General features: G+C 72.0%; 15 protein-coding genes and 1 pseudogene. 13 read left to right on the top strand and 3 right to left on the bottom strand.

Annotation, left to right across the window (positions count from 1 at the left end; genetic code table 11):
• Positions 1-52 precede the first annotated feature (52 nt).
• Positions 53-520, top strand: a complete 468-nt coding sequence (locus GBB76_RS13730) for a low affinity iron permease family protein (RefSeq protein WP_152303822.1) — start codon at positions 53-55, stop codon at positions 518-520.
• Between the two features lie 66 nt (positions 521-586).
• On the opposite strand, the gene GBB76_RS13725 is transcribed toward GBB76_RS13730, so the two are convergent.
• Complete coding sequence (locus GBB76_RS13725; protein WP_152303821.1) at positions 587-1,762, bottom strand: ROK family protein; 1,176 nt, start codon at positions 1,760-1,762, stop codon at positions 587-589.
• 154 nt (positions 1,763-1,916) lie between these two features.
• Between GBB76_RS13725 and GBB76_RS13720 the strand changes: the two genes are divergently transcribed.
• Genes GBB76_RS13720 through GBB76_RS13705 form a run of 4 tightly spaced genes read left to right on the top strand, consistent with a single transcriptional unit; the run spans position 1,917 to position 4,849 of the window.
• Complete coding sequence (locus tag GBB76_RS13720) at positions 1,917-2,498, top strand: sigma-70 family RNA polymerase sigma factor (RefSeq protein ID WP_152303820.1); 582 nt, start codon at positions 1,917-1,919, stop codon at positions 2,496-2,498.
• Positions 2,482-3,294 carry an anti-sigma factor gene (locus tag GBB76_RS13715; RefSeq protein ID WP_152303819.1) on the top strand — a complete coding sequence of 271 codons (813 nt, stop codon included), beginning with the start codon at positions 2,482-2,484 and terminating at the stop codon, positions 3,292-3,294. Before GBB76_RS13720 ends, GBB76_RS13715 begins: the two co-directional genes overlap by 17 nt.
• A 27-nt stretch (positions 3,295-3,321) precedes the next feature.
• Positions 3,322-4,044, top strand: coding sequence for a Bax inhibitor-1/YccA family protein (locus GBB76_RS13710; RefSeq protein WP_152303818.1), 723 nt, complete (start codon positions 3,322-3,324; stop codon positions 4,042-4,044).
• A 28-nt stretch (positions 4,045-4,072) separates the two neighbouring features.
• Positions 4,073-4,849 carry a DUF2076 domain-containing protein gene (locus GBB76_RS13705; protein ID WP_152303817.1) on the top strand — a complete coding sequence of 259 codons (777 nt, stop codon included), beginning with the start codon at positions 4,073-4,075 and terminating at the stop codon, positions 4,847-4,849.
• Between the two features lie 118 nt (positions 4,850-4,967).
• Here GBB76_RS13705 and GBB76_RS13700 read toward each other — a convergent pair whose 3' ends face one another.
• Positions 4,968-5,966: an adenosine kinase gene (locus GBB76_RS13700; protein WP_152303816.1), complete on the bottom strand. Its 999-nt coding sequence runs from the start codon at positions 5,964-5,966 to the stop codon at positions 4,968-4,970.
• Positions 5,967-6,417: 451 nt separating this feature from the next.
• Between GBB76_RS13700 and GBB76_RS13695 the strand changes: the two genes are divergently transcribed.
• Together GBB76_RS13695 and trpS are read left to right on the top strand one after the other, a co-directional pair.
• Positions 6,418-7,935 (top strand): lipid II flippase MurJ, encoded by a 1,518-nt coding sequence (locus GBB76_RS13695; protein ID WP_152303815.1) that lies wholly within the window; start codon positions 6,418-6,420, stop codon positions 7,933-7,935.
• Between the two features lie 99 nt (positions 7,936-8,034).
• Positions 8,035-9,066 (top strand): tryptophan--tRNA ligase, encoded by a 1,032-nt coding sequence (gene trpS / locus GBB76_RS13690; protein ID WP_152303814.1) that lies wholly within the window; start codon positions 8,035-8,037, stop codon positions 9,064-9,066.
• Positions 9,067-9,128: 62 nt separating this feature from the next.
• On the opposite strand, the pseudogene GBB76_RS13685 reads toward trpS, so the two are convergent.
• Positions 9,129-10,301, bottom strand: a pseudogene (locus GBB76_RS13685) (EAL domain-containing protein); the annotation flags it as partial.
• Between the two features lie 247 nt (positions 10,302-10,548).
• Between GBB76_RS13685 and GBB76_RS13680 the strand changes: the two are divergent.
• The 6 genes from GBB76_RS13680 to GBB76_RS13655 all read left to right on the top strand — a co-directional run bounded on the left by GBB76_RS13680 (position 10,549) and on the right by GBB76_RS13655 (position 14,364).
• Positions 10,549-11,055: a universal stress protein gene (locus GBB76_RS13680; RefSeq protein ID WP_152303813.1), complete on the top strand. Its 507-nt coding sequence runs from the start codon at positions 10,549-10,551 to the stop codon at positions 11,053-11,055.
• A 142-nt stretch (positions 11,056-11,197) separates the two neighbouring features.
• On the top strand, positions 11,198-11,752 hold the full coding sequence (locus GBB76_RS13675; protein WP_152303812.1) for a NifU family protein: 555 nt from the start codon (positions 11,198-11,200) through the stop codon (positions 11,750-11,752).
• Between the two features lie 85 nt (positions 11,753-11,837).
• Positions 11,838-12,521, top strand: a complete 684-nt coding sequence (gene tsaB, locus GBB76_RS13670) for a tRNA (adenosine(37)-N6)-threonylcarbamoyltransferase complex dimerization subunit type 1 TsaB (RefSeq protein ID WP_152303811.1) — start codon at positions 11,838-11,840, stop codon at positions 12,519-12,521.
• Positions 12,518-13,027, top strand: coding sequence for a GNAT family N-acetyltransferase (locus GBB76_RS13665; protein ID WP_152303810.1), 510 nt, complete (start codon positions 12,518-12,520; stop codon positions 13,025-13,027). Before tsaB ends, GBB76_RS13665 begins: the two co-directional genes overlap by 4 nt.
• Positions 13,028-13,121: 94 nt before the next feature.
• Positions 13,122-13,586 carry a Fur family transcriptional regulator gene (locus GBB76_RS13660; protein WP_152303809.1) on the top strand — a complete coding sequence of 155 codons (465 nt, stop codon included), beginning with the start codon at positions 13,122-13,124 and terminating at the stop codon, positions 13,584-13,586.
• Positions 13,587-13,590: 4 nt separating this feature from the next.
• Positions 13,591-14,364 (top strand): 1-acyl-sn-glycerol-3-phosphate acyltransferase, encoded by a 774-nt coding sequence (locus GBB76_RS13655; protein WP_152303808.1) that lies wholly within the window; start codon positions 13,591-13,593, stop codon positions 14,362-14,364.
• Positions 14,365-14,553: the final 189 nt, after the last annotated feature.

Raw genomic sequence — 14,553 nt, 5'->3', positions numbered from 1 at the left:
AACGATGACGGGCGCCGCCGCGTTCCCGCCCCGCAACAGTGAGGGATCTTCCATGGCGTCGGGCAGCACGCGGGCCGGCAGGCCGAACCAGTCGCCTTTCACCCGCTTCGCCCAATGGGTGTCCGTCGCCGCCGGCAAGCCGGCGACCTTCGTCGGCGCCGCCGCGCTCATCCTTGTCTGGGGGCTCACCGGCCCCTTTGCCGGCTTCGGCGACACCTGGCAGCTCATCATCAACACCTCGACGACCATCATCACCTTCCTGATGGTGTTCGTGATCCAGAACAGCCAGAACCGCGACACCGCCGCCCTGCACATCAAGATCGACGAACTGATCGCCCGCACCGAGGGCACCCGCCGCGTGCTGCTGGACCTCGAGGAACTGGACGACACCGCGCTGGAGACGATCCGCGCCGAATATGAGGAACTGGCCCGCCGCGAGCGGGAAGGCGCGGACGACGAAGAGGACGCCCCCGAGCCGAAGGCGCCCCGTCGCCGCGCGCCGCGCAAGCCGGCCCCCTAGGCCGGCTGAAAGCGCCCGGGACCTGACACCGGAGACGCAGCACCGGCGGCGGGTCGACGCACCTCATCAGCCCTTCTTTTCGTCGCCCTTCTTCCTGCTGCCGCTCTTGCCGTCCTTTTCCCCGCCTTCCGCCTTGCCGGTCCGACCCGGCCGCTCCCGGTTGGTGAAGCGGGCATTGCCGAGCCCGGTGCCGATGGTCAGCACGCCCCAGCGTTCGACGTCCTGCATGAACGGCGCCTCGCTCAGCCCCTGCACCACGGCGTCGTTGTGCATCACCACCGCCGTCTCGTGGCCGTCGATCTCGGGAATGGCGTCCCACAGCGCGGCGGGCAGGTTGAAGCGCGCGCTCTCCCAATTGCCCGGAAGGTTCTGTCCGCCGGCCTCGATGGAGCCGTCGGCGGCGATGGCGCCGGGGCAGGCGACGCCGATGAAGGGGGCGAGCTTCAGCCCCTCCTTCTCCGCCTGGCCGATCAGGTCCTTGAGCATGTCGACGAGCCGCTCCACCGCGTCGTCGCGGCCGGTGTCGTCGTCGCCGTGGCGCCAGAGATCGAAGCTGCGCACCCGCGCCTTCGACAGGTCGTCCGCCTTGCCGAGATTCAGCTTCACGATGCCGGCGCGGATATTGGTGCCGCCGATATCGACCGCGAGGATGTCGTCGAAGCTGCCGAACATCCAGCTCGGCGCGAGGTGCGCGGCGCCGATCAGCCCGGCTTCGTCCGGGTCGTTGCGGATCGGGCGCAGCTCGACCGCGATGTCGTCGGCGCGCAGCAGCAGCTCGGCGCGGGCGACCGCGATGGCGGCGAAGCGGCCGGCGGTGAGCCCGCCGCCGACCGCGATGCGCTCGGTACCGCGCCAGTCCTTGGTGCGCAGCAGGCGCCGCAGCACGGCCGCGAGGTCGCGCGCGTAATCTTCCATCGCGGCATGCACCAGCGCCTGCTCATGCGGCTCGCCCTCGGCCAGCGCCTCGTCGATGCAGGCCTTCGACAGCTCGCCGGTCGGCGTGTCGCCGAAGCGCGGCAGCGTGCCGCCGGCGACGGAGCGCCAGCGCTCCAGTCCCTCGAAGAAGGAGGCGCGCCGGGCGCGGTCGCCGAGGAAGCCGTCCTCCTCGCGCAGCTGGCTGTTGCAGGCGTCGACGGTCACGGCGGCGAGCGTCGCCGCCCCGTGCACGCCGAGGGCGGGCGGGTTCTCCTTCGCCCGTGTCTCGGTCTTCTTCTCGCGCGTGGTCTTTTCATCCGTTGTCATGGCGCGGCCGGAAACCTCCCTCACAGTGCCTCGACGGGCGTCGGCATCAGCGGAGATAAACGGGCGAAGGCGCCGCCGCGTTCCCCGCCGCGTGTCTCGCAAGAAATCGTCACGGCGGGTGGAATAGGGAGGCGGGCGGCTCCGTATACGGAATATGAGGCGCGAGAAGACCAGCGGCCGGCAGGGCGGCATACGGTTCGACGTGATGGGGCAGCTCCCCGTCCTGCGCCGCTATGCGCGCTCGCTGACCCGCGACGACACCGACGCCGAGGATCTCGTGCACGACGCGCTGGTGCGCGCCTATGAGCGGCGCGGCAGCTTCGACGCCGAGCGCGGCGATGCGGCGGGCGGGCTGCGTGGCTGGCTGCTCTCGGTGCTGCACAATGTGTTCATCGACCGGCGCCGGCTGCGCACCGCGCAGATCCGGCGCGAGGCGCAGGCCCGCGACCTTGCCGATACCGTTGTCGCCCCGGCGCAGGAGCACAGCCTGCGCCTCGCCCAGGTGCGTGACGCCTTTCTCGATCTTCCCGAGGAGCAGCGCGCGGCGCTGCATCTCGTGGCCATAGAGGGGCTCGGCTACGCCGAGGCCGCGAGCGCGCTCGGCATCCCGCAGGGGACACTGATGTCGCGCCTGTCGCGCGCCCGCGCCGCGCTGCGCGCCGTCGAGGACGGCGCCGCGGCCGGGCCTTCCACCCGTTTGCGCATTGTGGGAGGTGCGGATGACCCGTCCCGTTGATCCCGTCTCCGACGACGATTTGCAGGCCTATGTCGACGACCAGCTCGCGGTGGCGCGGCGCATCGACGTCGAGGCCTATCTCAGCGCGCATCCGGCCGCCGCCTCGCGGGTGATGGCCGATCTGCGCACCCGCGACGAGCTGCGCCTCGCGCTGGCCGAGACGCCGCGCCCGGCCTCGGCCGCCACCGCGCGGCTGGCGACCGCCGAGGCGGCCCGGCGGCTGGAAGGCGCGCTGTCGCGCGAGCGCTGGCTGCGCCGGCTGCGGGTCGCCGCGACGGTGGCGCTGCTCATCGGCGCCGGCTGGTTCGCCCATGCCCAGTTCGGCCATTTCGGGGTCAGCCGCGTCGTCGCCTCCGCCCTGCCGCCGGCCTATGTCGAGGACGCGGTGCGCGCCCACCGCACGGCGCAGGTGCGCGCCGGCATGCGCTCGCAGCCCGGCGCCGACCGCTACGATCCGGCGGAGATCCGTGCCGCCACCGCCATTGTCATGCCGGTGCTGCCGGAAGACTGGAAGGTGGAGGACGTGCAGGTCTTCCCCTCCGCCTTCGGCCCGAGCCTCGAACTTGCCGTGCGCACGCGCGAGCTCGGCGCCGTCTCGCTCTTCGCGGTGCGCCCCGGCAGCTTCGACGTGGTGCCGGCCACCACCGTGCCGAAGGACGACCTGACCGCCGCCTACTGGCAGGTCGGCGAGGTCGCCTATGCCATCGTCGCCCCCACCGATCGCGCGGCGGGAGCGGCCGCCGGAGCGCGCGACATCGATCGCACGGCCGCGCAGCTTGCCCGCTCGCTGTACTGAACCCACATCATCCCCAGGGAGACTGACATGAACACGCCGAATTCCGGCTTCCAGTGGCAGACCGGCGCCCGCGGCATCGACCGGGCCGTCTATGACGAGGGCCTGCGCCGCCACATGCTGCGCGTCTACAACTACATGGCGCTCGGCCTCGTGCTGACCGGCGTCGTCGCCTTTGTCGTCGGCACCACGCCGGCGCTCTACGTGCCGATCTTCTCCACCCCGCTGAAATGGGTGGTGATGCTGGCCCCGCTCGCCTTCGTGCTGTTCTTCTCGTTCCGCATGCAGTCGATGTCGGGCAGTGCGGCGCAGACGATGTTCTGGGCGTTCTGCGCGGTGATGGGCCTGTCCATGGCCTCCATCTTCCTCGTCTTCACCGGCACCTCGATCGCGCGCACCTTCTTCATCGCCGCGACCATGTTCGGCGCCACCAGCCTATACGGCTACACGACCAAGCGCGACCTCTCGCAGTTCGGCTCGTTCCTGATCATGGGCCTGATCGGCGTGGTGATCGCCAGCGTGGTGAACATCTTCCTCGGCTCGACGATGCTCCAGTTCATCGTCTCGGTGGCCGGCATCCTCGTCTTCGTCGGCCTGACCGCCTGGGACACGCAGTCGATCAAGGAGCAGTACGCCGACAATTTCGACGCCGAATCCCAGCAGAAGCTCGCCGTGTTCGGCGCCTTCTCGCTCTACCTGAACTTCATCAACATCTTCCAGCTTCTGCTGAATTTCACCGGCGAGCGGGAGTGAGGCGAATAATCGCCAGGGAAACCCAGCCATGAACGACCAGGATCGCCAGGCCATTGACGGCCTGTTCGCCAAGCTCGCCGAGGCCGAGCGCCTGTCGGGTCCGCGCGACCCGCAGGCGGAAGGCTTCATCGCCGAGCGGATCGCCGGCCAGCCGGCGGCGCCCTATCTGATGGCGCAGACCATCGTGATGCAGGACTACGCGCTGCAGCAGGCGCAGGCCCGCATCGAGGAGCTGGAGCGGCAGGCCGAGGAAGCCCGGCAGGCGCAGGAGCAGGAGGCCCGTCCCGCAGGCGGCGGCGGGCTGTTCGGCGGCCTGTTCGGCTCCGGACAGCCCCCGGCCCGGCGCAGCCCGGTGCCCTCCATGCCGCGCGCGGCGGGCGGGGCTCCGGCGAACGCGATCCCGGCCGATGCCTCGCCGGCCTGGCGCACGGGCGCGCCCGTCGCCGGGGCGCCGCAGGCGGGTCCGTTCGGGAACCAGCCGGGGATGCAGCCGGGCCAGCCCGGCGGCTTCGGCCGCCCGGGCTTCGGCGGTGGTGGCGGCGGCTTTCTGGCCGGCGCGGCGCAGACCGCGATGGGTGTCGCCGGCGGCGTGCTGCTCGGAAGCGCCATTGCCGGCATGTTCGGTGGCAGCGAGGCCAAGGCCGCCGAGGCGCCGGCCGAACCCGCCGCCGATGCCAGCGCCCAGGATGCCAGCGCTCAGGACTCGGGCGCGGCCGATCAGGATCTCGGTGCGCAGGACATCGGCGCGGCGGACGATGGCGGCTTCTTCGGCGGCGGCTGGTTCGACAGCGGCGACGAGATCTGACCGACACGCGATTGCGTCCCGAGGCGGAAGAGGTCGCGAAGGCTTCTCCCCTCGACGGCGCAGAATGGCCCTCACCTCGGCAGGCCGGTTATGCCGGCCTGTTCTTTTTTGTGCCGGCTCAGACCCTGAGGCCGTGCTCCAGCGCGAATTCCTTCAGCTTGCGCTCCGGCCGGGCGCCGATATGGCCGATGATCTCGGACGCTGCCAGCGCGCCGAGCTTCAAACTCTCCTCCGCCGTGAAGCCGCGCGCGAAGCCGTGCAGGAAGCCGGCGGCAAACAGGTCGCCCGCGCCCGTCGTGTCGACCACCCGGACGACCGGGAAGGCGGACACCGTCACGATCTCCTCGCCCGCCACGCACAATGCGCCCTTCTCGCTGCGGGTGACGACCGCCCGGCGCGCATCGGTGCGCAGCCGTGCCAGCGCCTCGTCGAAGCCGGTCTCGTAGAGTGAGGACAGCTCGGCCTCATTGGCGAAGACCAGATCGACCGTGCCGTTGCGGATCAGGTCGAGGAACTCGGCCCGGTAGCGCCCGACGCAGAAGGCGTCCGACAAGGTGAGCGCGACGGTGCGCCCGGCCTTGTGGGCGATGCCGGCCGCCTTGAGGAAGGCTTCCTTGGCCGCCGGCGGGTCCCAGAGATAGCCTTCCAGATAGGTCACGGCGGCGCTCGTTACCATCGCCTCGTCGACATCGGCCGGGGACAGGTCCTGCGCCGCGCCGAGGAAGGTGTTCATCGTGCGCTCGCCATCCGGGGTGACGAGGATCAGGCAGCGCGCCGTAGCCGGGCCCGACGCGGCGGGCGGGGTGGCGTAGGCGACGCCGGCGGCGCGGATGTCATGGGCGAAGATGCCGCCAAGCTCGTCGTCGCGCACCTTGCCGGCGAAGCCCGAGCGCCCGCCGAGCGCGGCGACGCCGACCATGGTGTTGGCGGCCGAGCCGCCGGAAATCTCCACGCCCGGCCCCATGGCGGCATAGACCGCCTCGGCGCGCGCCTCGTCGATCAGCGTCATGCCGCCCTTGCGCATGTCGTGGCGGTCGAGGAACGCCTCCTCGGCGCGGGAGATCACGTCGACGATGGCGTTGCCGAAGCCGATCACATCGAGCTGCTGGGCGGTCATGGGCGCTTGTCCCTGTCGTTTCGGGCGGGAAGGAAGGCGGCTCTGCCGGTAGCAGACGGGCGCCCATACCGCAACGCCGCCGCGGGGTGCGACGCGGCTCACGTCCGGAACGTCATCCTGAGGTGCCCGGCCAGCGGCCGGGCCTCGAAGGAGGGACGCGAGGGGGCCCAGGGAGCGTCGGAGCAGAAGCAGCGGGCGCATCCGCGATCCCATCCTTCGAGGCCGCCTGCGGCGGCACCTCAGGAAGACGGGGCGCAGGCGAAGGTGCAGGCGGGGGGCACGGGGGCCTGCGGCCGCACATTCCGCCGCCCTCATCCCCGGGCGTAATCCGGGGGCCCAGCCTTGCCGCTGGCACTCGGTCCAAGTCCGGGTGGCCGGGTCAAGCCCGGCCATGAGGGGGCAAAGACCGATCCGCCTTTCCCTTCCCGCGCCGGCCGCTTATTGCTGGCGCATGGCCCTTCTCCGCCACGCTTCCACCGTCGCCCTGCTCACCCTCGCCTCGCGCGTGCTCGGCTTCGCGCGGGACGCCGGGGTGGCGGCGCTGTTCGGCACCGGGGTGGTGGCGGACGCCTCGGTCGCCGGCCTCGCTCTGCCGCAGATCGCCCGCCGGTTGCTCGGCGAGGGCGCGCTCAACGCCGCCGTCCTGCCGGGACTGGCGCCGGCCGGCGACGAGCGCCCGGCCCGCGCCGGCGCGGCGCTGATCCTGTTCGCGCTGGCGGCGCTGGCGCTGTCGGCGGCGCTGTTCGTGCTGATGCCGCAGATGGTGGCGCTGCTCGCCCCCGGCTTCCCGGACGAGGGCCCGCGCGCGGCCGGCGCGGTGCTGGCCGGGCGGCTCTCGGTGGTGGCGATCCCGCTGGCGCTGCTCGCCGGTGTGCTGGCCGCCTTCGCCAATGCCGCCGGCCGCTTCGCCCGCCCCGCCATGGCGCCGGCCGCCGCCAATGTTGCGGTGCTGGCGCTGCTGCTGATGCTCTGGCTCGCCGGCGCGCATGCGATGAACGTCGAGGCGGCGCTCGCCTGGCTGGCGGCCGGCGCGGTGGCGGGCGCGCTCACCCAGTTCACGCTGAACCTCCTCGCCGTGCCGCGCGGCTTCTTCCGCCTGCGCGTCGGCGGGGCGGACCTCAAGGCGGCGCTGCCGATGCTCGCCGCCGCCGCGCCGACCCTGTTCGCCGCCGCCCTGCCGCAGTTGCGCTTCCTGATCGCCGCCGCCGCCGCCTCCGGCATGGCTGGCGGTGTCGCGGCGCTATTCTATGCCACCCGGCTGGTGGAGCTGCCGCTCGGCCTTATAGGGGCGAGCGCGGGCGCGGTGCTGCTGCCGGCGCTGGCGGCAAAAGGAGGCGAGAAGCTGGGGGCCGGTGGCATCGAGGCGGCGCTGGCGCTCTCCCTGCCGGCGGCGCTCGGCCTCGCCGTGCTCGCCCATCCCATCGTGGTGGTGCTGTTCCAGCGCGGCGCCTTCGACCCGGCGGCCAGCGAACTCACCGCCGCCGCCCTCGCCCTGCTGGCGCTGACCCTGCCGGTGCAGGCGCTGGAGAAGATCCTGATCGCCATCGCCTTCGCCAACGGCCTCGGCCGGCTGGTCGGCCTTGCCGGGCTCGCGGCGCTGCCGGCCGGCGCGGCGGCAGGCTTCCTCGCGGTGGCGCCGCTCGGCATGGCGGGGGCGGCGCTCGGCGTGCTGGTCTCCAGCCTCATCACGGTCGCCGGGCTCCTTGTCGGGCTGTCCCGGCGCGGGCTGCTGGCGGTGCCGGCGGCCAGCCGGCGGCGCCTTGCCGGGCTCGGCCTCGCCGCGCTCGCCATGGCGCTCGCGGTCGGGCTCGGCCAGAGCGCGGCGCAGGGGCTGCTGGCGGCCGGCGGACTGGCCGGCGCGGGCACGCTCGCCGGCCTCGTCGTGCTCGGCATCGGCGTCTATGCCGGGGCCGCCCGCGCCTTCGGCGGCATCGCCCCCGCCGCGCTGCGCGCGGGCCTGCGGCGGTAACGGGGCAGCCGCAGTTGCGGCGCCGGGCGAGGCGTGCCATAGCGCCCCGCGCGCAAGGGGCACGCGCACCGCAGGACGCAGACCACAGGACATTCCGACATGGCATTTCGGCAGCTCGTGTTTTCCGGTGTCCAGCCGACCGGAAACCTGCATCTCGGCAATTATCTCGGCGCCATCCAGCGCTTCGTGGCGCTGCAGGAGAGCCACGACTGCCTCTATTGCGTCGTCGACCTGCACGCCATCACGGTCTGGCAGGACCCGGTGGAGCTGAAGCGCTGCATCCGCGAGGTCACGGCCGCCTTCATCGCCTCGGGCATCGATCCCACGCGCCACATCGTGTTCAACCAGAGCCAGGTCTCCGGCCATGCCGAGCTTGCCTGGGTGTTCAACTGCGTGGCGCGGCTCGGCTGGCTCAACCGCATGACCCAGTTCAAGGAGAAGGCCGGCAAGGACCGCGAGAACGCCTCGGTCGGCCTCTACGCCTATCCCAGCCTGATGGCCGCCGACATCCTGCTCTACCGCGCCACCCATGTGCCGGTCGGCGAGGACCAGAAGCAGCATCTGGAACTGGCCCGCGACATCGCGCAGAAGTTCAACAACGACTTCGGCCCGTCCATCGCCGCCCATGGGCTGGGCGAGGCGTTCTTCCCCCAGCCCGAGCCGCTGATCGGCGGCCCGGCGGCCCGGGTGATGAGCCTGCGCGACGGCGCCAAGAAGATGTCGAAATCGGACCCCTCCGACCTCTCGCGCATCAACCTCACCGACGATGCCGACACCGTCGCCTCGAAGATCCGCAAGGCCAAGACCGATCCCGAGCCGCTGCCCTCCGAGGCGGAGGGGCTGAAGGGCCGGCCGGAGGCGGAGAACCTCGTCGGCATCTATGCCGCGCTGGCGGAAGTGCCGAAGGAAACCGTGCTCGCCGAATTCGGCGGTGGCCAGTTCTCCACCTTCAAGGCGGCGCTGGTCGACCTGTCGGTGACGAAGCTCGGGCCGATCGGCGCCGAGATGAAACGCCTGGTGGCCGACCCGGAGCATATCGACGCCATCCTGCGCGACGGCGCCGCCCGCGCCCGCATCCTCGCCGACCAGACCATGGCGCATGTGAAGGACATTGTCGGCTTCGTGCGCTGAGGCATCAGCCGAGCCGGCCGGCGACCTCCTCGAGCAGCGTCGATCTGGTGCAGGTAATAGCCCTGCACCAGATCGACGCCGAGATCGCGCAGCATCTCGTATTCGTCGCGGGTCTCCACGCCCTCGGCGGTGATCGACGAGCCGACCTCGTGCGCGAAGGCGATCAGCCCCTTCGCCAGCGCCCGGCGGCGCGGATCGGAATCGATGTCGCGCGTGAGGCTCATGTCGAGCTTGATCATGTTCGGGCCGAGATCGAGGATGTGCCGCATGGAAGCGAAGCCGGCGCCGGCATCGTCCACGGCGAGGCGCAGCCCGTGCCGGCGCAGCGGCGCGAGGGCGGCCAGCAGCGCCGTGTAATCGCCCACGGTCGCGTGTTCCGTGACCTCAAGCATGATGCGCGAGGGGTCGACCGTCTCCAGCAGCGGCAGCAGCCGGCCGGACAGGATGAGGCCCGGCGAAACGTTGATGCCGAGGAAGGTCGGCGGCGGCAGCCGGTCCAGTGCCGGCAGCGCATTGACCACCGCCTGCATTTCGAGCGCGTGGTCGAGCCCCACCCGCCGCGCCATGTCGAACCAGACGTCCGGCCCGCGCCCGGGCGTCCGGTCGAAGCGCGCGAGCGATTCCACGCCCTCCATGCGCCCGCAGCCGACCGCGTGGATCGGCTGGAACACCATGCGCGGCGCGCCCGAGGACAGGGCGAGGCGCAGTTCGCGCACCTCCTGCCGCCGCTCCCGGCCGGCGAGCCGCGCCTCCTCGACGCGGGCGGCGATCACGTCGGCGAAGGCGTTCATGACCCGCATCTCGCGCTCGCCCAGCGAAGGGTCGCTCCGGTGGCTGAAGCAGCACAGCGTGCCGTAGACGAGCCCGCCGGGAAGGCGGATCGGCACGCTGAGATGGGCGCCGATCGGAACGTCATGCGTGGCAGGGATGGCCAGCGCCGCCGGCAGAACGGAGGTGTCGGGGATGCAGTTCGGCAATTCGCCGCGCACCACCTTGAGGCAGTAGCCTTCCTCCAGCGACAGCGCCTGCCCGCGGGAAATCGGCGCCTCGCCCTCGGCGTCGACATGCTCGAACACGCGGAAGCGGCGGCGGAAGCGGGCGATGAAGGCGACATCCATGCCGAGATGGTGCCGCACCATGTGCAGCACGCGATCGACGCCCGCGCGGACCACTTCATGCGCGAGCGCATCCGAGACAGGATCCGCCCGCCGGGGCAGACAGGTCGCAAATCCCATGGCGTCCCCTCGCGAGGATGGTTTCCCTGTCGTCCCGCCGACGGCACACCATGCCGCCTTCGCCGACCGGACCCGTGGTTGCAACTTTAGCATATTGCCGGCGGCCGCAACAACTTCCGGGCGGCACGCGGCGCCGGAACGGGCGGGCGCCGCGCGCGGCCCTGCACCGGGCAGGACGGCTGTGCTAGAAGGAGGGCGCCGCGGGAGCGATGGTTCGCCGGCGGCCGAGAACGACCCAGGCAGACCGATGTCGCGCAGGCGCCAGAGCCACGAACCCGGCCATTACCGCAAGTTCCTCGTCGTCGCCGACGGCACGCCGGAAGGCGACCGCGCGCTCTATTACGCCGCCCGCCGCGCCGCGCGCACCCATGGCGGCGTGGTGCTGCTCGGCGTGCTGGAGCTTGCCGACGCGTCGAGCCAGTGGCTGGGTGTCGCCGAACTGATGCGGGCGGAAGCCACCGATGCGGCCGAAGCGCGGCTCGACCAGCTTGCCGCCCGGGCACGCGCCATCTCCGGCACCGGCGCCCGCGAGCCCGAATGCGTGCTGCGCGAGGGCGATCTGGCCGCCGCGATCCTCAGGGTGATCGAGGCCGACGAGGACATCGCCATCCTCGTGCTGGCCGCCGGCACCGGCGGCGAGGGGCCCGGCCCCCTCATCGCCTCGCTGGCCAAGGGCGTCTGGGCCGGCCTGCACATCCCCGTCACCATCGTTCCCGGCGGCCTGACCGACGCCGAGATCGACGCGCTCGCCTGAGGAGCGGCCGGGCGGGAGCAATACCGACAAAGCCGGCGGCGCGACGCTCCGGCCTCTTCCCCATCGCCCCCGGAGAGCTTATCTAAATTGCAAATTCCCCCGTCGCCGTGGCCTTGAACCCCGGTTGGCAAGGAGACCTACGATGTTCATCCAGACCGAGCCCACCCCCAACCCCGCCACGCTGAAGTTCCTGCCCGGCCGCTCCGTGCTCGGCCACGGCACCTTCGAGGCCCGCGACGCGGACGAGGCCGGCCGCTCGCCGCTCGCCGCCCGCCTGTTCGAGGTGCCCGGCGTCTCCGGCGTGTTCTTCGGCTCCGATTTCGTCACCGTGACGAAGGAGAAGGGCGAGTGGGCGCATCTCAAGCCTGCCATCCTCGGCGCCATCATGGAGCATTTCGTCTCCGGCCTGCCGCTGCTGCCCGAGGACCACGAGCATGTCGCCGACGACGCCTTCTTCGAGGCCAAGGATGCCGACGTGGTCGACACCATCCGCGAGCTTATCGACACCCGCGTGCGCCCGGCGGTCGCCAATGACGGTGGCGACATCACCTTCCGTGGCTACAAGGACGGCGTGGTGTTCCTCGCCATGAAGGGCTCGTGCTCGGGCTGCCCCTCCTCCACCGCGACGCTGAAGAACGGCATCGAGAACCTGCTGCGCCATTTCGTGCCCGACGTGGTGGAAGTGCGCCCGGTCTGACGCCGACCCGGCCGGGGACGACGCCCCGGCCCCCTTATCCTTCTCGGCGCACGGGCGCAGGGTGGGCGCCCGCGCGGAACTGTTCATGCTGATTCTCGCCATCGACACCGCACTTGAGGCCTGTTCGGCGGCGCTGCACGACACCGGCGCCGACACGACGCTGGCGGTGCTGCGCGAGCCGATGGTGCGCGGCCATGCCGAGGCGCTGATCCCGATGGTGGCGCGCCTGCTCGACGAGGCGGGGCTGAGCATCTCCGACATCGACGCCTTCGCCGTCACCGTCGGCCCCGGCAGCTTCACCGGGCTGCGGGTCGGCATCTCCGCCGCGCGCGCCTTCGGCCTCGCCACCGGCAAGCCGGTCATCGGCCTCTCCACCCTCGCCGTGCTGGCCGCGCCGCTGCTGGCGCGCGACGACAGCGTGCCTGTCGCCGCCGCCATCGATGCCCGGCACGGCAATGTCTACCTCCAGGTGATCGGCGCCGCCGGCCGCGTGCTGGTGAGCCCGCGCGCCATGCCGGTGCGCGATGCCGCCCGCTCGGTCGCCAACGGGCCGGTGCGGCTCGTCGGCTCGGGGGCGCCGCTGATCGCCGACGCCTGGCCCTCGGGCGAGCGCGCGCCCATCGTCCTGCTGGGCGACCTGACGCCGGACCCGGTGTGGCTGGCGCGGCTGGCCGGCGTCGCCGACCCGGCGCGCTCGGAGGCCCGCCCGCTCTATCTGCGCGAGGCCGACGCCAAGCCGCAGACCGGCGGGCGGATCGCCCGGCGATGACGGCCGGTTATCTCGGCCGGCTGCTCGCCCGGCTCGGGCTGCGCCGCCGGCCGGTCGCGCTGCGCCCCGCCCGCACGGGCGATGCCGGCGCGCTGGCGGCGCTGCATGCGGGCGCCTTCCGGCTCGGCTGGGACGGGGCGGAGTTCGACCGCCTGCTGGCTAACCGCCTGACCCGCTGCCTGGTGGCGACCGACGGACCGGGCGGCGCGGCGCTCGGCTTCATCCTGCTCAGCGGCGTGTCGCCGGAGACCGAGATCCTGTCCATCGCGGTGAGCATCGCCCGGCGCGGCGAAGGCATCGCCCGGCGGCTGCTGGAGGCCGCCTTCGGGACGTTGGCGGCGGAAGGTTTCCGCACCGTGTTCCTGGAGGTCGAGGCCGGCAACATGCCGGCGCTGCGCCTCTATGCGCGGGCCGGCTTCCACGAGATCGGCCGCCGCCCCGGCTATTATCGCGGACCGGCCGGCGAGCCGGTGGCGGCGATCGCCATGCGGCGCGACATCGCCTGACAGGGGCGATTGCGCGCGAGACCATTGCCCTCGCCCGGTACCCTGCGCCATAAGGCGGGAAAGGGTTGGATGGCCGAAGGATGCGGACCCGAGCATGAGCGAGAAGCTGACCGCGATCGAGGAAGCCTGCGTGACGCTGGGTCTGCGCATGACCGACCAGCGGCGCGTGATCGCGCGCATCATCGCCGACGCGCAGGACCATCCCGACGTCGAGGAACTGCACCGGCGCGCGGTCACGGTGGACGACCGCATCTCCATCTCCACCGTCTACCGCACGGTGAAGCTGTTCGAGGATGCCGGCATCATCGAGCGCCACGATTTCCGTGACGGGCGCTCGCGCTACGAGCCGGTGCCGGACGAGCACCACGACCACCTGATCGACCTGCGCAACGGCACCGTGGTCGAGTTCCGCTCCGAGGAGATCGAACACCTTCAGGAAGAGATCGCCCGCAAGCTCGGCTATCGCCTCGTCGGCCACCGGCTGGAACTGTACGGCGTGCCGCTCGACAAGGCGAAGCCGGCAGATCCCGCGGCCGTCCCCGCGTCCGAGAAGGACTGAGACCGTGCGGGCATGGCTGGTGATGGTGCCGGTCGTGCTGGTGACGCTCATCGGCATTCCGCTGCAATGGCTCTGCGTCACGCTGGGCCTGCCGGCCCGGCGCACCATTCCCCGGCTCTATCACCGCATCGTGCTGGCGCTGGTCGGGGTGCGGGTGCGGATGGTCGGGACGCCCTCGCCGGCGCGCCCGCTGCTGATCGTCTCCAACCATGTGTCGTGGCTCGACATTCCCGTGCTCGGCTCGCGCCTGCCGCTGTGCTTCGTCGCCAAGAGCGAGGTCGCCGGCTGGCCCGGAATCGGGCTGCTGGCGAGGCTCCAGCGCACCATCTTCGTCGACCGCACCTCGCGCAGCGCCACCGGCAAGGTCGCCGGCGAGATGGCGGCGCGGATGAACGACGGCGACCCGGTGGTGCTGTTCGCCGAGGGCACGTCGAGCGACGGCAACCGGGTGCTGCCCTTCCGCTCGGCGCTGATCGGCGCCGCGCGCCAGAGCATGGGCGCGGAGGGGACGGACGGCGCCACGATCCAGCCGCTCGCCATCGCCTATGTCGGCCTCGGCGGCCTGCCGGCCGGGCGGGCGCGCCGGCCCCTGCTGGCCTGGTATGGCGATATGGACCTCGCCCCGCATCTCATGGCGGTGCTGCGGCGCGGGGGCGTCGATGTCGAGCTGCATTTCGGCGCGCCGCTGCCGCCCGGCGGGCGCAAGGCGGCGACGCTGGAGGCCGAGCGCGCCGTGCGCGCCATGCTGGCCGCCGCGCTCACCGGCCGGCCGGGCTGAACGACCGCCGCGCCCGCCCTCGCCCGGCACCGTCGCACGGGAAAACACCGGCGGAACGTGCGCGGACGGGGGTTCATCGCCGCGCGCCGCATTCCCTTTTTCGGGGAATCCGGCTAAACAGGACCAATAGGTGTCATCCGCGGAGACGTAGACGATCTCGACCTGCGAACGAGCAGCGATATGCGAGGG

The organism is Ancylobacter sp. TS-1 (assembly GCF_009223885.1).
Classification (GTDB): Bacteria; Pseudomonadota; Alphaproteobacteria; order Rhizobiales; family Xanthobacteraceae; genus Ancylobacter.
This window is presented reverse-complemented; position numbering and strand designations above follow the sequence as displayed.